Origin of the sequence: Klebsiella sp. TF21-TM, assembly GCF_019753495.1 — a bacterium.
GTDB lineage: Bacteria > Pseudomonadota > Gammaproteobacteria > Enterobacterales > Enterobacteriaceae > Klebsiella > Klebsiella quasipneumoniae.
In genome coordinates, this window is record NZ_JAIJYL010000007.1 from 54,333 (window position 1) to 80,900 (window position 26,568).

General features: G+C 57.9%; 17 protein-coding genes. 9 read left to right on the forward strand and 8 right to left on the reverse strand.

Features of this window, described 5'->3' with window-relative positions:
• Positions 1-339: 339 nt before the first annotated feature.
• From aat to trxB, 4 genes are all read right to left on the reverse strand, one after another.
• Complete coding sequence (gene aat / locus K5R89_RS08930; protein WP_049014702.1) at positions 340-1,041, reverse strand: leucyl/phenylalanyl-tRNA--protein transferase; 702 nt, start codon at positions 1,039-1,041, stop codon at positions 340-342.
• A gap of 39 nt (positions 1,042-1,080) precedes the next feature.
• Entirely contained in the window at positions 1,081-2,802 is a 1,722-nt protein-coding gene (gene cydC / locus K5R89_RS08935) for a cysteine/glutathione ABC transporter ATP-binding protein/permease CydC (protein WP_087827868.1), read from the reverse strand.
• Complete coding sequence (cydD, locus tag K5R89_RS08940; protein WP_044521908.1) at positions 2,803-4,569, reverse strand: cysteine/glutathione ABC transporter permease/ATP-binding protein CydD; 1,767 nt, start codon at positions 4,567-4,569, stop codon at positions 2,803-2,805.
• A 114-nt stretch (positions 4,570-4,683) separates the two neighbouring features.
• On the reverse strand, positions 4,684-5,652 hold the full coding sequence (trxB, locus tag K5R89_RS08945) for a thioredoxin-disulfide reductase (protein ID WP_048334585.1): 969 nt from the start codon (positions 5,650-5,652) through the stop codon (positions 4,684-4,686).
• Between the two features lie 532 nt (positions 5,653-6,184).
• On the opposite strand from trxB, the gene lrp reads away from it, so the two are divergent.
• The 9 genes from lrp to K5R89_RS08990 all read left to right on the forward strand — a co-directional run bounded on the left by lrp (position 6,185) and on the right by K5R89_RS08990 (position 20,118).
• Positions 6,185-6,679 carry a leucine-responsive transcriptional regulator Lrp gene (gene lrp / locus K5R89_RS08950; RefSeq protein ID WP_000228469.1) on the forward strand — a complete coding sequence of 165 codons (495 nt, stop codon included), beginning with the start codon at positions 6,185-6,187 and terminating at the stop codon, positions 6,677-6,679.
• A gap of 135 nt (positions 6,680-6,814) precedes the next feature.
• Positions 6,815-11,095 carry a DNA translocase FtsK gene (gene ftsK / locus K5R89_RS08955; protein WP_101989825.1) on the forward strand — a complete coding sequence of 1,427 codons (4,281 nt, stop codon included), beginning with the start codon at positions 6,815-6,817 and terminating at the stop codon, positions 11,093-11,095.
• 122 nt (positions 11,096-11,217) lie between these two features.
• Entirely contained in the window at positions 11,218-11,829 is a 612-nt protein-coding gene (gene lolA / locus K5R89_RS08960; protein WP_004201368.1) for an outer membrane lipoprotein chaperone LolA, read from the forward strand.
• A gap of 8 nt (positions 11,830-11,837) precedes the next feature.
• Positions 11,838-13,181: a replication-associated recombination protein RarA gene (gene rarA / locus K5R89_RS08965; protein ID WP_032455263.1), complete on the forward strand. Its 1,344-nt coding sequence runs from the start codon at positions 11,838-11,840 to the stop codon at positions 13,179-13,181.
• A 91-nt stretch (positions 13,182-13,272) separates the two neighbouring features.
• A complete protein-coding gene (gene serS / locus K5R89_RS08970; protein WP_087827865.1) occupies positions 13,273-14,565 on the forward strand; it encodes a serine--tRNA ligase in 1,293 nt (430 codons plus the stop codon).
• Between the two features lie 198 nt (positions 14,566-14,763).
• The gene (gene dmsA, locus K5R89_RS08975) at positions 14,764-17,202 is read left to right on the forward strand and encodes a dimethylsulfoxide reductase subunit A (RefSeq protein WP_048297151.1); all 2,439 of its coding nucleotides are present in this window, start codon (positions 14,764-14,766) and stop codon (positions 17,200-17,202) included.
• 10 nt (positions 17,203-17,212) lie between these two features.
• Positions 17,213-17,830 (forward strand): DMSO/selenate family reductase complex B subunit, encoded by a 618-nt coding sequence (locus tag K5R89_RS08980; protein WP_023289012.1) that lies wholly within the window; start codon positions 17,213-17,215, stop codon positions 17,828-17,830.
• Position 17,831: 1 nt separating this feature from the next.
• Positions 17,832-18,695, forward strand: a complete 864-nt coding sequence (locus K5R89_RS08985) for a dimethyl sulfoxide reductase anchor subunit family protein (RefSeq protein ID WP_023289013.1) — start codon at positions 17,832-17,834, stop codon at positions 18,693-18,695.
• 274 nt (positions 18,696-18,969) lie between these two features.
• On the forward strand, positions 18,970-20,118 hold the full coding sequence (locus K5R89_RS08990; RefSeq protein ID WP_008805851.1) for an MFS transporter: 1,149 nt from the start codon (positions 18,970-18,972) through the stop codon (positions 20,116-20,118).
• 153 nt (positions 20,119-20,271) lie between these two features.
• Here the strand turns inward: K5R89_RS08990 and pflA are convergent, their stop codons facing one another.
• The 4 genes from pflA to ycaO form a co-directional block, all read right to left on the reverse strand.
• On the reverse strand, positions 20,272-21,012 hold the full coding sequence (pflA, locus tag K5R89_RS08995; RefSeq protein ID WP_002898145.1) for a pyruvate formate lyase 1-activating protein: 741 nt from the start codon (positions 21,010-21,012) through the stop codon (positions 20,272-20,274).
• Between the two features lie 191 nt (positions 21,013-21,203).
• Complete coding sequence (gene pflB / locus K5R89_RS09000) at positions 21,204-23,486, reverse strand: formate C-acetyltransferase (protein WP_023289014.1); 2,283 nt, start codon at positions 23,484-23,486, stop codon at positions 21,204-21,206.
• A 51-nt stretch (positions 23,487-23,537) separates the two neighbouring features.
• Positions 23,538-24,395, reverse strand: coding sequence for a formate transporter FocA (focA, locus tag K5R89_RS09005; protein ID WP_023289015.1), 858 nt, complete (start codon positions 24,393-24,395; stop codon positions 23,538-23,540).
• A 385-nt stretch (positions 24,396-24,780) separates the two neighbouring features.
• The gene (ycaO, locus tag K5R89_RS09010; protein WP_044521954.1) at positions 24,781-26,541 is read right to left on the reverse strand and encodes a 30S ribosomal protein S12 methylthiotransferase accessory factor YcaO; all 1,761 of its coding nucleotides are present in this window, start codon (positions 26,539-26,541) and stop codon (positions 24,781-24,783) included.
• Positions 26,542-26,568: the final 27 nt, after the last annotated feature.

Consider the following 26,568-nt stretch of genomic DNA (forward strand, 5'->3'; position numbering starts at 1 on the left):
TATCACTACCGTAGTTTTGAACCGGCAAGATAATGCCGAAGTTCATCATGTAAGTAAAGTTTTACGTGTCTACCCTGACTCATTCACCTTACCGCAAGGCGCGCAGTCAGCACGCCGGCAATGGAAATATGACGGGTATGAATCGCCGAAGTAGTTTTGGCGCATTGCCCGGGACACACACGGCCATGCCGCGTGACAGGCGCAAACGTAAAGGGGAGTGACAGAACGATGGGCGTTATCTGACTCTTATTATTCCCAAACGGCGGCGGGGCAACAGGCAGAAGCTACTCTACCGCGCAATTATACCATCCTGACGCAAAATGTGCTGAAAACATTTTATTATCCGCCCGGAAATAGCACCCGTGGTACCCAAAATCGCTCGGGTAGACGGTAGCCGCGTAATACCGAGAGATAGTCCAGATAATCGCGGCGGGGAATATCCACTGCGCCTAATGACGCGGTGTGGTTGTTCAGCACCTGACAGTCAATTAATTTACCGCCGCTCTGCGCAAAGTCCTGGCAAAATACCAGCAGCGCGGTTTTAGAGGCATTTTCCGCCCGGCTGAACATCGACTCGCCGCAAAACAACGCCCCCTGCGCCACGCCGTACATTCCCCCCACCAGGGTATTTTCCTGCCAGACTTCAATGGAGTGGGCATGGCCCAGCTCATGCAGCTGGTGATAGGCGCGAACGATGCTGCTGGTTATCCAGGTGCCTTCGTCACGATCGCTGGCGCAGCCCTCAATCACCGCGCCAAAGGCATGATTGAGCGTGACGCGGTAGGGGGAGCGCTGATGAAAGCGCTTCATGCTGCGGCTGAGATGGAACTGTTCCGGCCAAAGCACTGCCCGGGGATCGGGCGACCACCAGAGGATCGGGTCGCCGGGGGAAAACCAGGGAAAAATACCACGCTGATAGGCCATCAGCAGACGCGCGGGGCTTAGATCGCCGCCGAGCGCCAGCAGGCCGTTAGGTTCACGCAGGGCGCCTTCCGGAGAAGGGAAGGCGATAGAATGCCGGGAGAGCTGAACCAGACGCATTTTAACCTCAATACGCATCAGCAAAAATTAGATAATAGCCTACAGACGCTGTTTAAACTGGAAGTACCGGCCCTGTTTAGCGAGCAGCTCCGCGTGACTACCTTGCTCAATTATCTGGCCGTTGTCCATGACTATTATCTGATTAAAACGCGCCAGGCCTCGCAGGCGGTGGGTGACCATCAGCACGGTCTTCTCGCGCATGACTTCCGCCAGCAGATGCAGGATCTGGCTTTCGGTGGCGGCATCCAGACCTTCTGTCGGTTCATCCAGCAGCATCAGCGGCGCATCGTGGAGCAGCGCGCGGGCGATGGCCAGCCGGCGCAGTTCGCCGCCGGAAAGCTGGCGTCCGCCTTCGCCCAGCCAGCCGTTGAGTCCGCCATCTTCCAGCAGTTTTTCCAGGCCTACCTTCTCAAGGGTGGCGCAGAGCAGAGTGTCATCAGCCTCAGGCGCCGCCAGCCGCAGGTTGTCGCGCAGGGTGGCGCTGAACAGATGCACGCGCTGCGGCACCACGCTCATTGACTGCCGCAGGGTGGCTTCGCTCAGCCCGGACAGCGGCTGGTCGTTGAGCAATATCTCTCCCTGCGCCGGATCCCATGCGCGGGTGAGCAACTGCAACAGCGTCGACTTTCCGCAGCCGGTTCGGCCAAGAATAGCGATATGTTCCCCGGCGGCAATCTGCAGGGAGATGTTCTCCAGGGCGGGGGAGGGCTGCTGCGGGTAGCGGAAGGTGACCTGCCTGAAGGTTAAGGCCACCTGCGCAGGCCTGCTGGCTTCGCCCTCAACGAAGGAGACTTCCGGCTGCTGGTCAGTGATCTGCGAGATCCGCAGCGCGGAGGCGATCACCTGACCTAAATGCTGGAAAGCGCCGGTGACGGGCGCCAGGGCTTCGAAAGCCGCCAGGGCGCAGAAGACGAACAGGGCGATCAGCGCCCCGGGCTGACTGTTGCCGCCGACGCCGTCTGAGGCCAGCCAGAGCATGGCCACCACGGCGATTCCGCTAATTAACAGCATTAGCGCCTGTGAAAGCGCGGTCAGCTCGGCCTGGCGACGCTGCGCGTCCTGCCAGCTGAGCTCGGTTTTTTCCATTTGCGCGCGATAGCGGTTGCTGGCGTTAAACACCATCAGCTCCGCCTGGCCCTGCAGCCAGGCGGTAAGCTGTTGCCGATACTGACCGCGCAGCTGGGTCATACTCTCTCCGGCCGGTTTACCGGCGCGATAGAACAGCGGCGGCATAACCAGCAGGGTCACCAGCATGATGCCGCCGAGCGTCAGCGCGAGGGCAACGTCGAGCAGGCTTAATCCGCAGGTCACCACCACAATCACCACCAGCGCGCCGACCAGCGGCGAAATGACCCGCAGGTAGAGATGATCCAGGGTGTCGACGTCGGCGACTACGCGGTTGAGCAGTTCACCCTGGCGAAAGCGCGCCAGCCCCGCCGGAGAGAGGGGGAGCAGTTTGCTGAAGGTGAAGACGCGCAGGTGCTGCAGCACGCGGAAGGTGGCATCGTGGCTGACCAGACGCTCGAAATAGCGTCCGGCGGTACGGATAATCGCTGCGCCGCGTACGCCCGCTGCGGGCAGCATATAGTTAAAACTGTAGATCCCGGCGACGCCCACCACCGCAGAGGCGGAGAGAAACCAGCCGGAGAGCGTCAGCAGGCCGATACTGGCCAGCAGGGTCACAATAGCCAGTACGATGCCGAGCAGCAGCATCCATTTGTGGCGTTTATACAGTGCCAGATAGGGTAAGAGCGCGCGCATTTAAATCTCCTCCTGACGATGGGCCAACAGCGCCGAGAAGACCCCGCCGGCGCGGGCCAGCGTGGCGTAGTCGCCTTGTTCGATAATCTGTCCGTCCTGCATCACCCAGACGGCATCCCAGTCCGCCAGTCCCTCAAGCTGATGGGTAACCAGCAGCGTGGTTTGCTGGGTGGAGGCGTGGGTCAACGCCTGCATGACCCGTTGTTCGCTATGGGCGTCGAGGCTGGCGGCGGGTTCATCCAGCAGCAGCAGGCGGCACGGCACCAACAGCGCGCGGGCGACCGCGATACGCTGCGCCTGGCCGACCGACAGACGGCCCGCCTGATCGCCCACGGCGGTATGGATCCCATCCGGCAGCAGAGCGATAAACTCGCTCACCCAGGCCTTGTCCAGCGCCAGCCGAAGCTGGGCATCGCTGGCTTCCGGCCACGCCAGCAGCACATTTTCCCGCAGCGTGGCGGCAGGAAGCTGGGGATTCTGCCCCACCCAGCTTAACAGGCGACGCCAGCGATCGGCGTCCAGCTCGCGCAGCTCGACGCCGTTGACCTTCAGCGAACCTTCATAGGGCAAAAAGCCGAGCAGGGTGTTCAGCAGGGAACTTTTCCCTGAGCCGCTCTGTCCCACCAGCACCACCCGCGCGCCTGCAGGCAGTGAAAAATTCAGCGGCCCGGCGAGGACTTTTCCGTCGGGAGATTTAATCAGCAGATCGCGCGCTTCCACGCCAATCAGATCGTTATCATTTAAGGTTTTTTCGCCACGCTCCACCTGGGTCAGCGGGGTTTCCATAAACGTTTTCAGACTGTCCGCAGCGCCGACGGCCTGGGCTTTGGCATGGTAGAAGGTGCCCAGGTCGCGTAATGGCTGGAAAAACTCCGGGGCGAGGATCAGCGTCAGGAAGCCCGCCATCAGCGTGACGCCCGCGCCATAGTGGCCGAAGTTAAGCTCGCCCAGGTATGAGAAGCCGAAATAAACCGCTACCAGCGCAATGGAGAGCGAGGTGAAAAACTCCAGTACTCCGGAGGAGAGGAACGCCAGGCGCAGGACTTCCATGGTGCGTTGGCGAAAGTCCTGCGAGGCGTCGCGAATATTATCCGTTTCGGCCTGACCACGATGAAAAATACGCAAGGTTTCCATGCCGCGCAGACGGTCGAGGAAGTGGCCGCTGAGGCGGGCCAGCGCCTGGAAGTTACGCCGGTTGGCATCGGCGGCGCCCATCCCAACCAGGGCCATGAACAGGGGGATCAGCGGCGCGGTGCCGAGGAGGATCAGCGCGGCGGCCCAGTTGATCGGGAAAATAGTGATAACGATCAGCAGCGGCACGCAGGCCGCCAGCGTCATCTGCGGCAGGTAGCGGGCATAATAGTCATGCATATCGTCGATCTGCTCGAGGATAAGCGTCGCCCAGCTGCCGGCCGGTTTACCCTGGATCCACGCCGGGCCCGCCTGCTGGAGACGGTCGAGCACCTGGCGGCGAATTTCATAGCGAATATGCTGTCCGGCCTGAAAGCCGACCCGTTCACGCAGCCAGACCACCCAGGCGCGCAGCACAAAGGTCAGCACCAGCAGGGTCAGCGGCAGCAGCAGGGCGGTCGCAGGAATATTCTCCATCACCATCCGGTGCAGGATCCGCGCCAGGAACCAGGCCTGCGCCACGATCAGCAGACCGCTCGCCACGCCGAGGAGGCGGGAAATCATCAACCAGCGACGGGAGATAATGCTTTGCTGTTTTAACCAGCGGGTTAACTCTTGTTGACGGGTTTTATTCATTGCGCGCTTAGCAGGTGTCGTTATGGGAATATTGGGCACGGCAATGTTACATCGCGGCAAAAATAAAGGCGACTTTTCGTCGCCTTCTTTACCTTTGTTACTGACTTGTAAAGATTATTTGCACGCGTCAGCCAGACCGTCGAGGTAACGTTCAGCGTCCAGCGCCGCCATGCAGCCGGTGCCGGCGGAGGTGATAGCCTGACGATAAATATGGTCCATGACATCGCCGGCGGCAAACACGCCCGGGATGCTGGTCTGGGTCGCATTGCCGTGGATACCGGACTGCACTTTGATGTAGCCGTTCTCCAGCTCCAGCTGACCTTCAAAGATGGCGGTGTTCGGGCTGTGGCCGATGGCGACAAACAGACCGGCTACTTCCAGGGACTCGACGTTGTCGCTGTTTTTGGTATCGCGCAGACGCAGGCCGCTGACGCCCATCTGGTCGCCGGTCACCTCTTCGAGGGTGCGATCGGTATGCAGCACGATGTTGCCGTTTGCCACTTTGTCCATCAGGCGTTTGATGAGGATTTTTTCCGCACGGAAGGAATCGCGACGGTGGATCAGATGTACCTCAGAGGCGATGTTCGACAGATACAGGGCCTCTTCAACCGCGGTGTTGCCGCCGCCGATCACCGCCACTTTCTGGTTGCGATAGAAGAATCCGTCACAGGTGGCGCACGCGGAAACGCCGCGGCCCTTGAAGGCTTCTTCGGAAGGCAGACCCAGGTAACGGGCTGAAGCGCCGGTGGCGATAATCAGCGCGTCACAGGTGTATTCGCCGCTGTCGCCGGTCAGACGGAACGGCCGGTTTTGCAGGTCGACGCGGCTGATATGGTCGAAAATAATCTCGGTTTCAAATTTCGCGGCATGCTCGTGCATGCGCTCCATCAGCAGCGGACCGGTCAAATCGTTCGGATCGCCTGGCCAGTTTTCCACTTCCGTCGTGGTGGTCAGCTGACCGCCTTTTTCCATCCCGGTGATCAGCACCGGCTGCAGGTTGGCGCGCGCGGCATAGACCGCCGCGGTGTATCCCGCAGGTCCAGAACCAAGAATAAGCAGTTTACTGTGTTTGGCTGTGCCCATGAGATCCCCATAATAATTGGCATACATTGGGCTGGGATTGTAGGGAATTTGTTGTCGTAAAAAAAGAGCGCAGCGATTTTGTTAACGATGTGTGCAATAGAAGCGGCCGATGAATTGGCGATTTTCCCGGCAAGGAATATAACTATTTCTACTGTCGGCGGGACAATTATAAGACGAAAAAATGAGAATCAACCAGGGTGGATGATGAATATCTGGCATCTTGTACTAAAAATCGATGTTTTGCTTTGACAATCCCCTGTGCTTTTGCGAAAACATTCAAGGAAGAAGAAAAGCAGTATTTGGCGTGCGGCGAATTTTCATGCACGCAAATGCCATTTTTATCCGGGTTAACGAAATCTACGCATGGTGTGGACAGACGCCATGCGTGATATCGGTGACTGCCGTCAGGCAACGGGCTTCTCACGTACCCCTGGGTTACCTAATGTCGTACGGGTAATAACAGGATGGGCTCTGGCAGTGAAGGCACAGAGCCGGAACAGGAGTAGGGAAGGAATACAGAGAGACAATAATAATGGTAGATAGCAAGAAGCGCCCTGGCAAAGATCTCGACCGCATTGATCGTAACATCCTGAATGAATTGCAAAAAGATGGGCGAATTTCTAACGTCGAGCTTTCTAAACGGGTGGGACTTTCTCCGACGCCTTGCCTTGAGCGTGTGCGTCGTCTTGAAAGACAGGGTTTTATTCAGGGCTATACGGCGCTGCTCAACCCGCATTATCTGGATGCATCACTTCTGGTATTTGTTGAGATTACTCTGAATCGTGGCGCACCGGATGTGTTTGAGCAATTTAACGCCGCAGTGCAAAAACTTGAAGAAATTCAAGAATGTCATCTGGTTTCCGGTGATTTCGACTATCTGTTGAAAACCCGCGTACCGGATATGTCAGCGTATCGTAAATTACTGGGCGAGACCTTGCTGCGCCTGCCGGGCGTTAACGACACCCGTACCTATGTGGTAATGGAAGAAGTCAAGCAAAGTAATCGTCTGGTTATTAAGACGCGCTAACACGGAACAGGTGCAAACTCGACGTAGTTTGATTACACTCCTGTTAATCCATACAGCAACAGTGCCGGGGAGACCCGGCGCTGTTGTCCGTTTTAGCAGCAGGCAGGAAACAGCCTGATACCTGGAGAGCCTTTCTTGAGCCAGGAATACACCGAAGACAAAGAAGTCAAACTTACCAAACTCAGCAGCGGGCGCCGACTCCTTGAGGCGATGCTCATCCTTTGCTCCCTCTTCGCCATCTGGCTGATGGCGGCATTACTGAGCTTTAACCCCTCGGACCCAAGCTGGTCGCAAACGGCATGGCATGAGCCTATTCATAATTTAGGCGGCGCCCCCGGCGCGTGGCTTGCCGATACCCTGTTTTTCATTTTTGGCGTCATGGCCTATACCATCCCGGTGATCATCATCGGCGGATGCTGGTTTGCCTGGCGGCATCAGGAAAACGACGAATACATTGATTATTTCGCCGTTTCTCTGCGTCTCATCGGTGCGTTAGCCCTGATCCTGACCTCCTGCGGTCTGGCGGCGATTAACGCCGATGATATCTGGTACTTCGCCTCTGGCGGGGTGATTGGCAGCCTGCTGAGCACCACCCTGCAACCGCTGCTGCACAGCAGCGGCGGCACCATCGCTCTGTTGTGCATCTGGGCGGCCGGCCTGACGCTGTTTACCGGCTGGTCGTGGGTCAGCATTGCGGAAAAACTGGGCGGCGGCATCCTGTCCGTACTCACCTTTGCCAGCAACCGCACCCGTCGGGATGATACCTGGGTCGATGAAGGCGAATACGAAGACGACGATGAAGAGTACGACGACGAAGAGGCGGCAACCCCCCAGGAGTCGCGTCGGGCCCGTATCTTGCGCAGCGCGCTGGCGCGGCGTAAACGTCTGGCCGAGAAGTTTACCAACCCTATGGGGCGTAAAACCGACGCGGCGCTTTTCTCCGGCAAACGGATGGACGACGGGGAAGAGGCCGTGCAGTACAGCGCCAGCGGTGCGCCTGTCGCCGCCGACGATGTACTGTTTTCCGGCGCCAGCGCCGCGCGTCCCGCAGAGAATGATGTGCTATTTTCCGGCGCCAGCGCCGCGCGCCCGGGCGATTTCGACCCTTACGATCCGTTGCTGAACGGCCACAGTATCGCTGAGCCGGTGGGCGCAGCGGCGGCGGCCACTGCCGCGCCGCAGGCGTGGGGCGAGTCGACGGCGGGCCATCAGGGCGCTGCGCCGGCTTATCAGCCAGAAGCCAGCTATCCGCCGCAGCAGGCCTATCAGCCTGAACCCGCCCCGTTCCAGCAGGCTGCTTATCAGCCGCCAGCGGGGCAACCCGCGCCGCAGGCGTATCAGCCAGAGCCGGCGCAGTATCAACAGCCGGTTTACGATCCGCATGCCGGACAACAGCCTGCGCCGCAGGGGTATCAACCCGAGCATGCGCCGCACCAGCAGCCGGTTTACGATCCATATGCCGGACAACAGCCTGCGCCGCAGGGGTATCAACCAGAGCCTGCACAGTATCAGCAGCCGGTTTACGATCCATATGCCGGGCAACAGCCTGCGCCGCAGGGATATCAACCCGAGCCTGCACAGTATCAGCAGCCGGTTTACGATCCATATGCCGGACAACAGCCTGCGCCGCAGGGGCATCAATCCGAGCCTGCACAGTATCAGCAGCCGGTTTACGATCCGCATGCCGGTCAGCCCGCGCCGCAGGGGTATCAACCCGAGCCTGCACAGTATCAGCAGCCGGTTTACGATCCGTATGCCGGCCAGACCGCGCCGCAGGGGTATCAACCCGAGACTGCGCCTTATCAGCAGCCCAGTTACGATCCGCATGCCGGCCAGCCCGCGCCGCAGGCGTATCAGCCTGAGCCCGCGCCGGTACCTGCCGCGCAGCCAGAGCCTGAGGCTGTGCAGGAAGAAGTGAAACGTCCGCCGCTCTATTACTTCGAGGAAGTGGAAGAGAAACGGGCGCGCGAACGCGAGCTGCTGGCTTCCTGGTATCAGCCTATTCCGGAGCCGGAAAGCCCGATCGCCACCAAACCGCTGACGCCGCCAGCCGCCCCGTCCAAACCGCCCGTGGAGTCAACCGTGGTTTCTGCGGTGGCGGCCGGGGTGCATCAGGCAACAGCTGCCAGCGGCGGCTCAGCGGCCGCGACGACGGCGACCGCCGCGTCCGCAGCGACGGCGCCATTGTTCAGCCCGGCCTCCAGCGGACCGCGGGTACAGGTGAAAGAGGGCATTGGTCCAAAACTACCGCGGCCTAATCGCGTTCGCGTCCCGACGCGTCGGGAACTGGCCTCCTACGGCATCAAGCTACCGTCGCAGCGTGAAGCAGAACAGCGCGCGCGGCAGGCGGAGCGCGACCCCCATTATGATGATGGGCTACTCTCGGATGAGGAAGCAGATGCTATGGAGCAGGATGAACTGGCTCGCCAGTTCGCCGCCACTCAACAGCAGCGCTATGGCCATCGCTGGGAAGACGATAACGCGACTGATGACGATGATGCCGACGCTGCGGCGGAAGCGGAGCTGGCGCGCCAGTTTGCCGCCACCCAGCAGCAGCGCTACGCCTCCGAGCAGCCGCCGGGCGCCAATCCGTTCTCGCCGGCGGATTACGAATTCTCGCCGATGAAAACTCTGGTCAATGAGGGGCCGAGCGAGCCGCTGTTTACGCCGACACCGGAAGTACAGCCGCAGCAGCCAGCCCAGCACTATCAACAACCGGCCGCCGCTCCGCAGCAGGGTTATCAACCTGCGCAGCACCAGCCGGTACACCATCAGCCAGTACCGCCGCAGCCTTACCAGACTGCGCCGCAGTCCGTGCCGCAGCACCAGCCGGTTACCCCGCAGGGGCATCAGCCTGCCGCGCCTGCGCCGCAGGAGAGCCTGATCCACCCGCTGCTGATGCGCAATGGCGATAGTCGACCGCTGCAAAAGCCGACGACGCCGCTGCCGTCGCTGGATCTGCTTACGCCGCCGCCCAGTGAAGTCGAGCCGGTGGATACCTTTGCTCTCGAGCAGATGGCACGACTGGTGGAAGCGCGACTCGCCGATTTCCGCATTAAAGCAGATGTGGTGAACTACTCGCCTGGGCCGGTGATCACCCGCTTCGAACTGAATCTGGCGCCTGGCGTCAAAGCGGCGCGAATCTCTAACCTGTCACGGGATCTGGCGCGTTCACTGTCCACGGTCGCCGTGCGCGTGGTGGAGGTGATCCCGGGTAAACCGTATGTCGGGCTTGAGCTGCCGAATAAAAAGCGCCAGACCGTCTACCTGCGTGAGGTGCTCGACAACAGCAAGTTCCGTGATAACCCGTCGCCGCTGACCGTGGTGCTGGGTAAAGACATCGCCGGCGATCCGGTGGTGGCCGATCTGGCGAAAATGCCGCACCTGCTGGTGGCCGGTACCACCGGTTCCGGTAAGTCGGTCGGCGTCAACGCCATGATCCTCAGCATGCTCTACAAGGCGCAGCCGGAAGATGTGCGTTTCATCATGATCGATCCGAAAATGCTGGAGTTGTCGGTCTACGAAGGTATTCCGCACCTGCTGACGGAAGTGGTTACGGACATGAAAGACGCCGCCAATGCGCTGCGCTGGAGCGTCAACGAGATGGAGCGTCGCTACAAGCTGATGTCGGCGCTGGGCGTGCGTAACCTGGCGGGCTATAACGAGAAGATTGCAGAAGCGGCGCGCATGGGGCGTCCGATCCCGGATCCGTACTGGAAGCCAGGCGACAGTATGGACGCCGTGCACCCGGTACTGGAAAAGCTGCCGTACATTGTGGTGCTGGTGGACGAATTCGCCGACCTGATGATGACCGTCGGTAAGAAGGTGGAAGAGCTGATCGCTCGCCTGGCGCAGAAAGCGCGTGCGGCGGGGATCCACCTGGTGCTGGCGACGCAGCGTCCGTCGGTGGATGTCATTACCGGTTTGATTAAGGCCAACATTCCGACGCGCATCGCTTTTACCGTGTCGAGCAAAATTGACTCGCGTACCATTCTGGATCAGGGCGGTGCGGAATCGCTGCTCGGGATGGGCGACATGCTCTACTCCGGGCCGAACTCCACCACGCCGGTGCGCGTCCATGGGGCGTTTGTTCGCGACCAGGAAGTCCACGCCGTGGTTCAGGACTGGAAAGCCCGCGGTCGTCCGCAGTATGTAGACGGCATTACCTCCGACAGCGAAAGCGAAGGCGGCGGCGGTGGCTTCGACGGTGGTGAAGAGCTGGATCCGCTGTTCGATCAGGCGGTCAGCTTTGTGACCGAGAAGCGTAAAGCGTCGATTTCCGGGGTGCAGCGCCAGTTCCGCATCGGCTATAACCGTGCCGCGCGTATTATCGAACAGATGGAAGCGCAGGGCATTGTCAGCGAACAGGGCCATAACGGTAACCGCGAAGTACTGGCGCCGCCGCCCTTTGAATGAGTGCAAAGTTGGGTAAATAAGCGCAAAATCAGCCAATTCTTCTGTCCCGCCGCCGTCGGCGGTCCTACATTAGGGGCAGAAGAGGCTCCCGCGTCGGGAGTGACGCACATTAAGGAAGAACAATGAAAAAACTCGCAATCACCTGTGCATTACTGTCTGGAATGGTCGTCAGCCAGGTCTGGGCAGATGCGGCCAGTGACTTAAAAAGCCGTCTTGATAAAGTGAGCAGCTTCCATGCCAGCTTCACGCAAAAAGTCACCGACGGCAGCGGCAACGCCGTGCAGGACGGACAGGGCGACCTGTGGGTAAAACGCCCGAATCTGTTTAACTGGCATATGACCCAGCCGGATGAGAGCGTCCTCGTTTCGGATGGTAAAACCCTGTGGTTCTATAACCCGTTCGTCGAGCAGGCCACGGCGACCTGGCTGAAAGACGCGACCAGCAACACGCCGTTTATGCTGATTGCCCGCAACCAGTCCAGCGACTGGCAGCAGTACAATATCAAACAAAACGGCGATGATTTTGTGCTGACGCCGAAAAGCGGCAGCGGCAACCTGAAGCAGTTCACGATCAACGTCGGTCGGGACGGCACCATCCATCAGTTCAGCGCCGTCGAGCAGGATGATCAGCGCAGCAGCTATCAGCTGAAATCGCAGCAGAACGGCGCCGTCGACGCATCTAAGTTCACCTTTACGCCGCCGAAAGGGGTGACGGTGGACGATCAACGTAAGTAGAGGCGAAAGTGAGCAATCTGTCGCTCGATTTTTCCGACAACGCGTTTCAACCTCTGGCCGCTCGCATGCGGCCAGAAAATTTAGCGCAGTATATTGGCCAGCAGCACCTGCTGGCGCCGGGCAAACCCCTGCCGCGGGCGATCGAAGCCGGGCACCTGCATTCGATGATCCTCTGGGGGCCGCCGGGCACCGGCAAGACTACCCTGGCGGAAGTGATCGCCCGCTATGCCAGCGCCGATGTCGAACGGATCTCGGCGGTGACCTCCGGGGTGAAAGAGATCCGCGAGGCCATTGAGCGCGCGCGGCAGAATCGCAACGCCGGCCGACGAACGATTCTGTTTGTTGACGAAGTGCATCGCTTCAATAAAAGCCAGCAGGATGCCTTTCTGCCGCATATTGAAGATGGCACCATCACCTTTATTGGCGCGACCACCGAAAATCCCTCCTTTGAGCTTAACTCGGCGCTGCTCTCCCGCGCCCGCGTCTACTTACTGAAATCGCTCACCACCGACGATATCGAGCAGGTGCTTGACCAGGCGATGCACGATAAAACCCGCGGCTACGGCGGCCAGGATATCGTTTTGCCGGATGAGACCCGCAGGGCCATCGCCGAACTGGTGAACGGCGATGCGCGGCGGGCGCTGAATACCCTGGAAATGATGGCCGATATGGCCGAGAGCGATGATGCGGGCAAGCGGGTGCTGAAGGCGGAACTGCTGACCGAGATCGCCGGCGAGCGCAGCGCGCGCTTTGATAATAAAGGCGACCGTTTCTACGATTTGATTTCCGCCCTGCATAAGTCAGTGCGCGGGAGCGCGCCGGACGCGGCGCTCTACTGGTACGCGCGGATCATCACCGCCGGGGGCGATCCGCTGTACGTTGCCCGCCGTTGTCTGGCGATTGCCTCGGAAGACGTCGGCAACGCCGACCCGCGGGCGATGCAGGTGGCCATTTCGGCGTGGGACTGCTTTACCCGCGTCGGGCCGGCGGAAGGCGAGCGGGCGATTGCCCAGGCCATTGTCTATCTGGCCTGCGCGCCGAAGAGCAATGCGGTCTACACCGCCTTTAAAGCGGCGCTGGCCGACGCGCGAGACCGTCCGGACTATGACGTTCCGGTGCATCTGCGCAATGCGCCGACGAAGCTGATGAAAGAGATGGGCTACGGGCAGGAGTATCGTTACGCTCATGACGAACCTAACGCCTACGCCGCCGGTGAGCAGTACTTCCCGCAGGAAATGGCGCAAACGCGCTATTATCGCCCGACAAACCGGGGGCTTGAGGGCAAAATTGGCGAAAAGCTCGCCTGGCTCGCTGAACAGGATCAAAATAGCCCGATAAAACGCTACCGCTAATTGAGGCGTTGCGGTAAGGTTATTACACTATTTCCGTGGTCGTAGTCTGCGGCCACTATTCTTTTTTTAATTCGATAAGCACAGGATAAGCATGCTCGATCCCAATCTGCTGCGTACCGAGCCAGACGCAGTCGCAGAAAAACTGGCACGCCGGGGCTTTAAGCTGGATGTAGATAAACTTCGCGCGCTTGAAGAGCGTCGTAAAGTTCTGCAGGTGCAAACGGAAAACCTGCAGGCGGAGCGCAACTCCCGATCGAAATCCATTGGCCAGGCGAAAGCGCGCGGGGAAGACATCGAGCCATTACGCCTGGAAGTGAACAAACTCGGCGAACAGCTGGATGCCGCAAAATCCGAGCTGGAAGCGCTGCTGGCGGAAATCCGCGATATCGCGATGGCGATCCCGAATATTCCTCACGATGACGTGCCGGTTGGCCGTGACGAAAACGACAACGTTGAAGTCAGCCGCTGGGGCACGCCGCGCCAGTTCGATTTCGACGTGCGCGATCACGTGACGCTGGGTGAAATGCACGGGGGGCTGGATTTTGCCGCCGCCGTTAAGCTCACCGGTTCGCGCTTCGTGGTGATGAAAGGCCAGCTGGCCCGTCTGCACCGCGCCCTGGCGCAGTTCATGCTGGATCTGCACACTGAACAGCATGGCTATAGCGAAAACTATGTCCCGTACCTGGTTAACCAGGACACCCTGTATGGCACCGGTCAGCTGCCGAAATTCGCCGGCGACCTGTTCCATACCCGTCCGCTGGAAGAAGAGGCTGACAGCAGCAACTACGCGCTGATCCCGACGGCGGAAGTGCCGCTGACCAACCTGGTGCGTGATGAAATTATCGATGAAGAGGATCTGCCGATAAAAATGACCGCCCATACGCCGTGCTTCCGTTCCGAAGCAGGTTCTTATGGTCGCGACACCCGCGGTCTGATCCGTATGCACCAGTTCGATAAAGTTGAAATGGTGCAGATTGTCCGTCCGGAAGACTCGATGGCGGCGCTGGAAGAGATGACCGGCCACGCCGAGAAAGTGCTGCAGCTGCTGGGCCTGCCTTACCGTAAGGTCGCGCTGTGCACCGGCGATATGGGCTTCAGCGCCTGCAAAACCTATGACCTCGAAGTGTGGGTCCCGGCGCAGAACACCTACCGTGAGATCTCTTCCTGCTCCAACGTCTGGGATTTCCAGGCGCGTCGTATGCAGGCTCGCTGCCGCAGCAAGTCCGACAAGAAGACCCGTCTCGTTCATACCCTGAATGGTTCTGGCCTGGCGGTCGGTCGTACCCTGGTGGCGCTGATGGAAAACTATCAGCAGGCTGATGGCCGTATCGAGATCCCGGAAATCCTGCGCCCGTATATGCGCGGCCTCGAATATATCGGTTAATTTTTACCTTCTCCCTTAAAAGCGCCTGCGGGCGCTTTTTTTACATCCTTATTGATACCGGGCAATAATCCCATCCGCGAATGCAGTGATACTCCCTTTGGATTAAACCAGCATAAAAAACCAATAATATTTCAAAGCCTTATATATATCACTATATAGCGCTTGTCAGTTTATTGTGAGCAACCAAAGCGAGTATCCATGAAAATTAAAGCCCCCGATGCTTTACTGGCTGCTGAGGTAAGCCGCCGTGGTCTGATGAAAACCACGGCAATAGGCGGCCTGGCGCTGGCCAGCAACGCACTAACGTTACCCTTTTCCCGTATGGCCCACGCCGCCGACACGCCAGCCCCGGCCAGTGAGAAAGTGGTCTGGAGCGCCTGCACCGTCAACTGCGGTAGCCGCTGCCCGCTGCGCATGCACGTGGTGGATGGCGCGATTAAATACGTCGAAACCGATAATACCGGTGATGATAACTATGACGGCCTGCATCAGGTGCGCGCCTGCCTACGCGGGCGGTCTATGCGCCGCCGGGTTTATAACCCCGATCGGCTGAAATATCCGATGAAGCGCGTAGGCAAACGCGGTGAGGGTAAATTCGAGCAAATCAGCTGGGAAGAGGCGTTCGATATCATCGCCAGCACGACGCAGCGCCTGATTAAAGACTACGGCAACGAGTCCATCTATCTGAACTACGGCACCGGCACGCTGGGAGGCACGTTGACCCGCTCCTGGCCGCCGGGGAAAACCCTGATTGCCCGTCTGATGAACTGCTGCGGTGGGTATCTCAATCATTACGGCGACTATTCATCCGCGCAGATTGCCGCAGGGTTGAATTACACCTACGGCGGCTGGGCGGATGGCAACAGCCCGTCGGATATTGAAAACAGCCAGTTAGTGGTGCTGTTCGGCAACAACCCCGGCGAAACGCGGATGAGCGGCGGCGGGGTGACCTACTATCTTGAGCAGGCGCGCCAGAAATCCAATGCCCGGATGATCATTATCGATCCGCGCTATACCGACACCGGCGCCGGACGCGAAGATGAATGGATCCCGATTCGCCCGGGTACCGATGCGGCGCTGGTATCGGGTCTGGCGTGGGTGATGATCACCGAGAATCTGGTCGATCAGCCGTTCCTCGATAAATACTGTGTGGGATACGACGAGAAAACTCTGCCTGCCGATGCCCCGGCCAATGGCCACTATAAAGCCTGGATCCTTGGCCAGGGCGCCGACGGTATCGCCAAAACGCCGGAGTGGGCCTCGACCATAACCGGTATTCCGCGCGAACGCATTGTTAAACTGGCGCGCGAAATTGCCAGCGCCAAACCGGCCTATATCAGCCAGGGCTGGGGGCCGCAGCGTCACGCCAACGGCGAAATCGCCACCCGGGCTATCGCGATGCTCGCCATTCTGACCGGTAACGTCGGGATCAACGGCGGCAACAGCGGCGCGCGCGAGGGCTCCTACAGCCTGCCGTTTGAGCGCATGCCGACGCTGGAGAATCCGGTTCAGACCAGCATCTCGATGTTTATGTGGACCGATGCGATTGAGCGCGGCCCGGAAATGACCGCCCTGCGCGATGGGGTGCGTGGCAAAGATAAGCTCGATGTGCCGATCAAAATGATCTGGAACTATGCGGGCAACTGCCTGATCAACCAGCACTCAGAGATTAACCGCACCCACGAGATCCTGCAGGACGACAAGAAGTGCGAGATGATTGTGGTCATCGACTGCCATATGACCTCGTCAGCGAAATACGCCGATATTCTGCTGCCGGACTGCACCGCCTCTGAGCAGATGGATTTCGCGCTGGATGCTTCCTGCGGCAACATGTCCTACGTCATCTTTGCCGACCAGGCCATCAAGCCGCGTTTCGAATGCAAAACTATCTATGAGATGACCAGCGAGCTGGCGAAGCGCCTCGGCGTCGAGGAAAAATTTACCGAAGGCCGTACCCAGGAAGGCTGGATGCGCTATCTGTATGAGCAGTCGCGTACAGCGATTCCCGACCTGCCGGATTTCGACACCTTCCGTCAGCAGGGCATCTATAAGCAGCGCGATCCGCAAGGGCACCATGTGGCTTATAAAGCCTTCCGTGAGGATCCGCAGGCTAATCCGCTGACCACGCCTTCGGGCAAGATTGAAATCTATTCGCAGGCGCTGGCGAAAATCGCCGCCACCTGGGAGCTGCCGGAAGGCGATGTCATCGATCCGCTGCCGATCTACACCCCGGGCTTCGAAAACTACAACGATCCGCTGACGGCGAAATACCCGCTACAGCTGACCGGCTTCCACTATAAATCGCGCGTCCATTCAACCTACGGCAACGTCGATGTACTGAAGGCTGCCTGTCGGCAGGAGATGTGGATTAACCCGATCGATGCCCGCCAGCGCGGCATTGCCAACGGCGATCGCATTCGCATCTTCAACGACCGTGGGGAAGTGCATATCGAAGCGAAGGTGACCCCGCGCATGATGCCGGGCGTGGTCGCGCTGGGGGAAGGGGCCTGGTATAACCCGGACGCCTCGCGCGTGGATCAGGCGGGCAGCATTAACGTGCTGACCACCCAGCGCCCCTCGCCGCTGGCGAAGGGGAACCCGTCGCATACCAACCTCGTCCAGGTTGAGAAGCTGTAAGGAGTAACCGATGACAACTCAGTATGGATTTTTTATTGATTCCGCCCGTTGCACCGGTTGCAAGACCTGCGAACTGGCCTGTAAGGACTACAAAAATCTGACCCCGGATGTCAGCTTCCGCCGCATTTATGAATATGCCGGCGGCGACTGGCAGGAGGATAACGGCGTCTGGAATCAGAACGTGTTCGCCTATTACCTCTCCATCGCCTGTAACCACTGCGAAGATCCGGCCTGCACCAAGGTCTGTCCGAGCGGAGCGATGCACAAGCGCGAAGACGGTTTTGTGGTGGTCAACGAAGAGGTGTGCATTGGCTGCCGTTACTGCCATATGGCTTGTCCTTACGGCGCGCCGCAATATAACGCCGACAAAGGCCATATGACCAAGTGTGACGGCTGCCACGAGCGCGTCGCCGACGGGAAAAAGCCGATCTGCGTCGAGTCCTGTCCGCTGCGGGCGCTGGATTTCGGGCCGATTGCCGAACTGCGCGCTAAGCACGGCCAGCTGGCGGCGGTGGCGCCGTTGCCTTCGGCGCACTTTACCCGGCCGAGCATCGTGATCAAACCTAACGCCAATGCCCGGCCGTGTGGCGATACCACCGGTTACCTGGCAAACCCGAAGGAGGTGTAAGATGGGAAACGGATGGCATGAATGGCCGCTGATGATCTTTACGGTCTTCGGCCAGTGCGTCGCGGGCGGCTTCATCGTCCTGGCGCTGGCGCTCATGACGGGCAAGCTTTCCCGTGAGCAGGAGCAGCGCGTGGTGGGTAGCATGTTCGGCCTGTGGGTATTGATGGGGATCGGGTTTATCGCCTCGACAATGCACCTCGGTTCGCCGCTGCGGGCCTTTAACTCGCTCAATCGCGTAGGGGCCTCATCGCTGAGTAATGAGATAGCCAGCGGGGCGATCTTCTTCGCCGTCGGCGGGATTGGCTGGCTGCTGGCCGTGTGTAAAAAGCTGCCTGCCGGACTGCGTAGCCTGTGGCTGGTAGCGACCATGGCGCTTGGGGTGATCTTCGTCTGGATGATGGTGCGGGTCTATAACACCATCGACACGGTGCCGACCTGGTATACCGTCTGGACGCCGCTGAGCTTCTTCCTGACGCTGTTTATCGGCGGCCCGCTGCTGGGCTACCTGCTGCTGCGCGTCGCAGGCGTCGACGGTTGGGCGCTGCGCCTGCTGCCGGTGGTCACTTTACTGGCGCTGCTGGTGAGTATCGTGGTGGTCCTGATGCAGGGGAGTGAACTCGCCACTATCCGCAGCTCAATTCAGCAGGCCTCCGCCCTGGTGCCGGATTATGGGCTGCTTATGGCCTGGCGCGTGGTGCTGCTGGCGCTGGCCCTGGCCTGCTGGTGCGTGCCGCAGATCCGCGGTCGCAAGCCGGCGGTCTCGCTGCTCGGCCTGGCGTTTGTTCTGGTGCTGGCGGGAGAGATGATCGGCCGCGGCGTATTCTATGGTCTGCATATGACCGTCGGGATGGCTATCGCCAGTTAATCAGCGTCATCATGCCGGCGCAGGCGTGCCGGCATGATGAAAACGTGCTGTCGATAGATGAAATTTTTCGACTGAAATTAACAGCAAGATTTATTAATAAATTAAGAAAAACAACAGCGTATTATCTGTTGCCTCATCTTTATCCGTTCTGTGGATAAAAAACTTCTATCGTGCCCGGCAAAACCGCGTCAGGCCTGATTTCAGGTGGATTGACAATGTTTTTAGCGGTGGCATGATGCGCTCGCGATCTGAACATTCCTCACGGTTTTTACCCATGACCATCTACACCCGGCCAGTGCAAATGCTGCTCTGTGGCCTGCTTTTACTGACCCTGGCGATAGCGGTGCTGAATACGCTCGTCCCGCTCTGGCTCGCCCATGAAAATATGCCAACCTGGCAGGTCGGCATGGTAGGGTCATCCTATTTTACCGGCAATCTGGCCGGTACGTTGCTTGCCGGCTGGGTGATCAAGCGCCTGGGGTTTAACCGCAGCTATTATCTCGCGTCGTTAATATTCGCCGTCGGCTGCGTAGGGCTGGGGATCACCGTGGGCTTCTGGACGTGGCTGAGCTGGCGTTTTATCGCCGGCGTAGGCTGCGCGATGATTTGGGTGGTGGTGGAAAGCGCGCTGGTCTGCAGCGGCACTTCACGCAGCCGCGGTCGTCTGCTGGCGGCGTACATGATGGTCTATTACGTCGGTACCGTACTGGGCCAGCTGATGGTCAGTAAACTCCCCACCGATTTAATGAGCGTCCTGCCGTGGGTGACGGGTCTGGCGCTGGCGGCGATCCTGCCGCTGCTGTTTACCCGCATCATGGGGCAGGCCGAAGAGCCGCATGAAACGGTACGTATCTGGCCGATGCTGAAGCTGCGCCAGGCGCGCCATGGGGTCAATGGCTGCATTATCTCAGGGATTGTCCTCGGCTCGCTGTATGGTCTGATGCCGCTGTGGCTGAACCATCAGGGCGTCAGCGACGCCGGCATTGGCTTCTGGATGGCGGTGATGGTTAGCGCCGGGATCCTCGGCCAGTGGCCGGTAGGGCGCCTGGCAGACCGCTACGGTCGCCTGCTGGTGCTGCGGGTGCAGGTTTTTGTGGTGATTCTGGGGTGTATGGCGATGCTCAGCCAGGCGGCGATGGCGCCGGCGCTGTTTGTGTTGGGCGCTTCGGGCTTTACCCTCTATCCGGTGGCGATGGCCTGGGCCTGTGAAAAAGTGGAGCACCATCAGCTGGTGGCAATGAACCAGGCGCTGTTGATGAGCTATACCATCGGCAGCCTGCTGGGCCCGACGCTGACGGCGATGCTGATGCAGAACTTCTCGGATAACCTGCTGTTTATCATGATCGCCAGCGTGTCGTTTATCTATCTGCTGACCCTGCTGCGCAAAGCCGGGCATCATCCAACGCCGGTGGCGCACGCCTGACCCTGTAGCGCGCAGCGCATGCTGCGCGTCATCCGTTTTAATAGCCTGTGCTTACTGCAGTAGAGCCGTTTTGCATAAGAATGCAACGGCTGGACGGTAACAGCTTCCCACGCCGTTGCAGGCCGGCATAAGCGCATCACCGGCCCGGTGGGATTAGTACATCACTTTGTGCCCATATTGCTCAAGGATGCCTTTGACTCGCTCCATGGTCTCTTTCTTCGGCGGATGGACGCCGTCCAGCTTGTACTCTTCGCCCATCGCTACCCATTTGTGTTTGCCCAGCTCATGGTAGGGCAGCAGTTCGATTTTTTCGACATTACCCATATCGCGGGTAAATTCGCCCAGGCGGTGCGCGGAATCATCATCGTCTGACCAGCCCGGAACTACCACGTAGCGGATCCAGACATTGATATTCTTCTTCGCCAGATACTGGGCGAATTCCAGCGTACGATGGTTAGAGACACCGACCAGGTTCTGGTGAATCTCATCGTTCATCTGCTTGAGATCCAGCATCACCAGGTCTGTTACCTCCAGCAGTTCGTCGATAACGGGATCGTAGCGACGAACAAAGCCATTGGTATCGAGACAGGTATGAATACCTTCCTTCTTACAGGCGCGGAACCAGTCGCGAACAAACTCCGCCTGCAGGATCGCTTCGCCGCCCGATGCGGTGACGCCGCCGCCGGAAGCATTCATAAAGTGACGATAGGTCACTACCTCTTTCATTAACTCTTCAACGGTGATTTCTTTGCCGCCGTGGGTATCCCAGGTGTCACGGTTATGGCAGTACAGGCAGCGCATCAGGCAGCCCTGGAAAAAGGTAATAAAGCGGATGCCCGGGCCATCAACGGTGCCACAGGATTCAAAGGAGTGAATGCGACCAATAACTGACATTGCGGTGTTTTCTCCAGATGTGGCCCATCCGGGGCCGTGTTGGTGCACAGCTCAGCGGCTGTGTCGAGTCTGTTTTGACAGATACCCAAAGTATAGATAACTGGCAAAGCAGGCTAGGGCGGGGATTGCTTGTTAAAAAGGCCCCACTGATGTGGGGCCTTTATTGTACGCTTTTTCAGTCAGACAGGGAATTACATGGTCTGAGTGAAGGTACGGGTAATAACGTCCTGCTGCTGTTCTTTGGTCAGGGAGTTAAAACGTACAGCGTAGCCAGATACGCGGATGGTCAGCTGCGGATATTTTTCCGGGTTTTCCATCGCGTCGAGCAGCATTTCGCGGTTCATTACGTTCACGTTCAGGTGCTGACCACCTTCGATGGACGCTTCGTGGTGGAAGTAACCATCCATCAGACCCGCCAGGTTGGTCTTACGAACTTCGTCATCTTTACCCAGCGCGTTCGGTACGATAGAGAAGGTGTAAGAGATACCATCTTTCGCGTAAGCAAACGGCAGTTTCGCTACGGAGGTCAGAGAGGCAACAGCACCTTTCTGGTCACGGCCGTGCATCGGGTTAGCACCTGGTCCGAACGGCGCGCCAGCGCGACGACCGTCTGGGGTGTTACCGGTTTTCTTACCATATACCACGTTAGAGGTGATGGTCAGAACAGACTGAGTCGGGATCGCGTTGCGGTAGGTGTGCAGTTTCTGAATTTTCTTCATGAAACGTTCAACCAGGTCAACGGCCATGTCATCGACGCGAGCATCGTTGTTACCAAACTGCGGGTATTCGCCTTCGATTTCGAAGTCGACAGCCAGACCGTCTTCGTCACGAATCGGTTTAACTTTCGCATATTTGATTGCAGACAGGGAGTCAGCAGCAACGGACAGACCCGCGATACCACACGCCATGGTGCGGATAACGTCACGGTCGTGCAGCGCCATCAGAGAGGCTTCGTAGCTGTACTTGTCGTGCATGTAGTGGATGATGTTCAGCGCAGTGACGTACTGTTTAGCCAGCCAGTCCATGAAGTGATCCATGCGTTCCATCACTTCGTCGAAGTTCAGAACGTCGCCTTTGATCGGTTCAGATTTCGGACCCACCTGCATTTTCAGTTTTTCATCCACGCCGCCGTTGATAGCGTACAGCATGGTTTTTGCGAGGTTGGCGCGAGCACCGAAGAACTGCATTTGCTTACCAACAACCATCGGGCTTACGCAGCATGCGATAGCGTAGTCGTCGTTGTTGAAGTCCGGACGCATCAGGTCATCGTTCTCATACTGCAGAGAAGAGGTATCGATGGACACTTTAGCAGCGAATTTCTTGAAGCTCAGCGGCAGTTTTTCAGACCACAGGATAGTGATGTTCGGCTCCGGAGACGGCCCCATGGTGTACAGGGTGTTCAGGAAGCGGAAGCTGTTTTTGGTCACCAGAGTACGGCCGTCAACGCCCATACCGCCGATGGATTCTGTTGCCCAAATCGGGTCACCGGAGAACAGTTCATCGTATTCCGGGGTACGCAGGAAGCGAACCATACGCAGTTTCATGACCAGGTGGTCAACCATTTCCTGCGCGTCTTGCTCGGTGATTTTACCCGCCTGCAGGTCACGTTCGATGTAGATATCCAGGAAGCTGGAGGTACGACCGAAGGACATTGCCGCGCCGTTCTGAGATTTAACGGCAGCCAGGTAACCGAAGTAGGTCCACTGGATAGCTTCCTGAGCGGTGGTCGCCGGACCGGAGATGTCGTAGCCATATTTAGCCGCCATCTCTTTGATCTGGCCCAGCGCGCGGTGCTGTTCAGCGATTTCTTCACGCAGACGGATGGTCGCTTCCAGATCTTCGCCGCTTTCCAGTTTCGCTTGCAGAGAGTTGAACTGGGCGAATTTGTCTTTCATCAGGAAGTCGATACCGTACAGCGCAACGCGACGGTAGTCACCGATGATACGACCACGGCCGTAAGCATCCGGCAGACCGGTCAGCACGCCGGATTTACGGCAGCGCAGGATGTCCGGAGTATAGACGTCGAAAACGCCTTGGTTGTGAGTTTTACGGTACTCAGTGAAGATTTTTTTCAGCATCGGGTCCAGCTCGCGATTGTACGCTTTGCAGGAACCTTCAACCATTTTAATACCACCGAACGGGATGATCGCACGTTTCAGCGGCGCTTCGGTCTGCAGACCAACGATTTTTTCCAGACCTTTCTCGATATAGCCTGCGTCGTGAGAGGTGATGGTGGAAGCCAGGGCAGTGTCAAAATCAACAGGCGCGTGAGTGCGGTTTTCCTGTTTTACACCTTCCATTACGCTGTCCCACAGCTTGGTGGTCGCTTCAGTCGCGCCAGCCAGGAAGGATTCGTCGCCTTCATATGGGGTGTAGTTTTTCTGAATAAAGTCACGGACGTTGACTTCATTCTGCCAGTCACCTTTCGCAAAACCTTCCCAGGCTGTGGCTAACTTTTCATTAAGCTCGGACATGTAACACCTACCTTCTTAAGTGGATTTTTTATTTACTGCCTGAAACAACCCTTAGTGATGGTCGTTGCCACGCAGGTAAATGACCCAGTATGTCAACCCGACCAGCAGACCCCCGCCGATAATGTTCCCGATAGTTACCGGAATCAGGTTATCAGTGATGAAGTTCATAACGGTCAAGTGAGAGAAACTTTCCGGAGTCGAACCGATTGCGGTCCAGAATTCCGGGCTTGCAAAGTTGCGGATTACGATACCCATCGGGATCATAAACATGTTGGCGATGCTGTGCTCAAAGCCGCTGGCAACGAACATCGCTACCGGCAGGACCATGATCATCGCTTTATCCATCAGGCTACGACCGGAATAGCTCATCCATACGGCGAGACAAACCATCAGGTTAGCGAGGATACCCAGGCTCACGGCCTCCACAAAAGTATGGTGCATTTTGTGGTCAGCGGTCTGCAGGACATTGAGCCCCCAACCGCCGTTGGCAGTCATATATTCGCCTGATAACCACATCAGCAGCACAAACAGCAGTGCGCCCACCAGGTTACCAAAATAGACGTTGAGCCAGTTTTTTGCCAGTTGCCCCCAGGTAATTCGACCGCTGGCTTTCGCCACCACGATCAATACCGTAGAGGTAAAGAGGTCAGCGCCGCAGATAATGCACAGAATCAGACCCAGGGAAAAACAGACCCCACCGATAAGCTTGGCAATCCCATAAGGCATCGCGGCAGTGCCGGTGGTCGCGGTGATATAGAATACGAAAGCGATGGAGATGAAAACGCCAGCGGTGATCGCCAGATAAAAGGTCTTCATCGGATGCTTCGTTGCTTTATAGACACCTGCTTCTTCGGCGACTTTCGCCATCGCGGCAGGGAGCAAAAGATCAAAAGGGTTGTCAGCTTTCACACTAACTCTCTCTTTATATAAGTTGGCGGTGAGATACTAACAAAGCATTATAGAAGGGAAATTGATATAGATCATATCTCACCGGAACTATATGCCTTTTTAGTGTGTGGTTTTTGTGTTTTTAGTGGTTAAATGATTGAATATTATGAAGAAAATAAATTTTAAAATTTATAAGTTATGTTGAATTTTTTCGTTTTCACGCCATTTTTTGAGTTAATTAATATGGAGTATTTTATTTAAAATTAACGAATGGTAAATCTTATAAGCGCATTATTTACTATTAATTAACTTTGCAACTACAAACTATAGTGGCCGCCTCGTCAGGTGAAATCAACGGAGCCGCATTGGGCTCCGTTGCTGGTCACCACGATGGCGCGCTTAGGGCTTATTTTGCCCAGAACGCCGCCTTCGCTCGCTGCAGTTTTTCATAAGCCTTCAGCAGCGACTGATGGGCCGGGAAGGCCTGCAGATCGCTGTCGACAGCCTGAAGGCCATAGAACGGCGCTTCCCCGCTCAGCGCCGCGCTGGCGGCTTCGACCGCTTCGGCGCCGTACATACGGATAAAGGCGTTCAGGTATTGCAGCGGCTGACGCTCCTCTTCCTGGCTCAGCAGCAGCAGGGTCTGCAGGCAGCGATAGTAGTTAGCGCGTTCCGCGCTGAAGACCGAAGCGTTGAACTCCATGGTCCACTCGGTCCAGATCAGCGCCTGCTCCAGATCGCCGCCGGCCAGGGCCAGCATGGCTTTCAGCTCGCCGACGCGCAGGGTATACCAGCCGTTGTCTTTGCCGGTGGCGAGGCCCAGCAGTTCGCGAACGCGGGTGAAATCATCCAGGCCTTCATCGTCCATCTGCTCGATCAGCGCCAGGTAATCTTCTTTTTCCCACTCGCTGCCCGGCAGGGACAGAATGGTGTCGCGCAGATGAGCGCCCATGCTGTTGTTCGCCAGCCACAGATCTTCCGCCGGGTAAATATCCGACATCCCCGGGACGATGATACGGCAGGCGTAAACGCCCAGGTGCTCGTAGTCGGCGATATACACTTCTTTATCTTCGGCCTTGAAGATGGCCATCAGGGTGGCGAACTCTTCTTCTGTGGTGCCGGAGAAGCTCCAGTCAACGAACGGATAGTCGGCATCCTGCTTGAACATATCCCAGGAAATCAGGCCGCTGGAGTCGATAAAGTGGGTTTCGAGGTTAGCATGCTCGGCGACTTCTTCGTCGTCGAAGGTCGGCGGCGTGAAGACGTCGAGATCTTTCAGGCTGCGGCCCTGCAGCAGTTCGGTGACCGTACGCTCCAGCGCCACGCCGAAGTCCGGATGGGCGCCGAAAGAGGCGAAGCAGGTGCCGTTTGCCGGGTTAAACAGCACGACGCAGATAACCGGATACTTGCCGCCCAGCGAGCCATCATAGGCAAAGATCGGAAAACCTTCGGCTTCCAGTTTGGCGATCGACTCCACAACGCCCGGATAGCGCGCCATGACCTCTGCCGGGATCTCCGGCAGGCTGATGCTTTCGGCGATGATGCGGTTTTTGATATGGCGCTCAAAGACTTCGGACAGGCCCTGCACGCGAGCTTCATTGCGGGTGTTGCCGGCGGACATGCCGTTGGAGACATACAGGTTGCCGACGATATTCATAGGAATATAGACCGTTTCGCCGTCGGACTGGCGGGTAAAGGGCAGGCCGCACACGCCGCGCTCATCGTTACCGGATTGCAGATCCACCAGCATGCTGGCCGTGAGCTGATCGTCCGGATCGTAGAACGCGAGCAGGCGGGCATCCAGCAGACCTTCCGGGACGTCGTCGTTTTCGGTCAGCGGGAACCACTTTTCGTTCGGGTAGTGAACGAACGGGCCGTTAGCGATAGTGTCGCCTAACCAGAAGTCAGCGAAAAAATAGTTGGTGGACAGGCGCTCGAAATATTCGCCCAGCGCGGAGGCGAGGGCTGCCTTTTTGGTGGCGCCTTTACCATTGGTAAAGCACAGCGCGCATTCCTTATCGCGAATGTGAACGGACCACACGTGCGGCACCGGGTTCAGCCACGAGGCCTCTTCGATATCAAATCCGAGGTCGAGCAATTTTTGCTGGAAGCGAGCGATGGAATCTTCCAGGGCGGCATCTTTGCCGGGAATAAACGTTTGGGTCATGGCGATCACTTTTGTCGTACGGAAAGC

What these genes read in the sequence shown, in the direction of transcription:
- aat (WP_049014702.1), bottom strand. Translation starts at nt 1,041, where the DNA reads ATGCGTCTGGTTCAGCTCTCCCGGCATTCTATCGCCTTCCCTTCTCCG.
- serS (WP_087827865.1), top strand. Translation starts at nt 13,273, where the DNA reads ATGCTCGATCCCAATCTGCTGCGTACCGAGCCAGACGCAGTCGCAGAA.
- dmsA (WP_048297151.1), top strand. Translation starts at nt 14,764, where the DNA reads ATGAAAATTAAAGCCCCCGATGCTTTACTGGCTGCTGAGGTAAGCCGC.
- lrp (WP_000228469.1), top strand. Translation starts at nt 6,185, where the DNA reads ATGGTAGATAGCAAGAAGCGCCCTGGCAAAGATCTCGACCGCATTGAT.
- lolA (WP_004201368.1), top strand. Translation starts at nt 11,218, where the DNA reads ATGAAAAAACTCGCAATCACCTGTGCATTACTGTCTGGAATGGTCGTC.
- K5R89_RS08980 (WP_023289012.1), top strand. Translation starts at nt 17,213, where the DNA reads ATGACAACTCAGTATGGATTTTTTATTGATTCCGCCCGTTGCACCGGT.
- cydC (WP_087827868.1), bottom strand. Translation starts at nt 2,802, where the DNA reads ATGCGCGCGCTCTTACCCTATCTGGCACTGTATAAACGCCACAAATGG.
- pflA (WP_002898145.1), bottom strand. Translation starts at nt 21,012, where the DNA reads ATGTCAGTTATTGGTCGCATTCACTCCTTTGAATCCTGTGGCACCGTT.
- K5R89_RS08990 (WP_008805851.1), top strand. Translation starts at nt 18,970, where the DNA reads ATGACCATCTACACCCGGCCAGTGCAAATGCTGCTCTGTGGCCTGCTT.
- K5R89_RS08985 (WP_023289013.1), top strand. Translation starts at nt 17,832, where the DNA reads ATGGGAAACGGATGGCATGAATGGCCGCTGATGATCTTTACGGTCTTC.
- trxB (WP_048334585.1), bottom strand. Translation starts at nt 5,652, where the DNA reads ATGGGCACAGCCAAACACAGTAAACTGCTTATTCTTGGTTCTGGACCT.
- pflB (WP_023289014.1), bottom strand. Translation starts at nt 23,486, where the DNA reads ATGTCCGAGCTTAATGAAAAGTTAGCCACAGCCTGGGAAGGTTTTGCG.
- ycaO (WP_044521954.1), bottom strand. Translation starts at nt 26,541, where the DNA reads ATGACCCAAACGTTTATTCCCGGCAAAGATGCCGCCCTGGAAGATTCC.
- cydD (WP_044521908.1), bottom strand. Translation starts at nt 4,569, where the DNA reads ATGAATAAAACCCGTCAACAAGAGTTAACCCGCTGGTTAAAACAGCAA.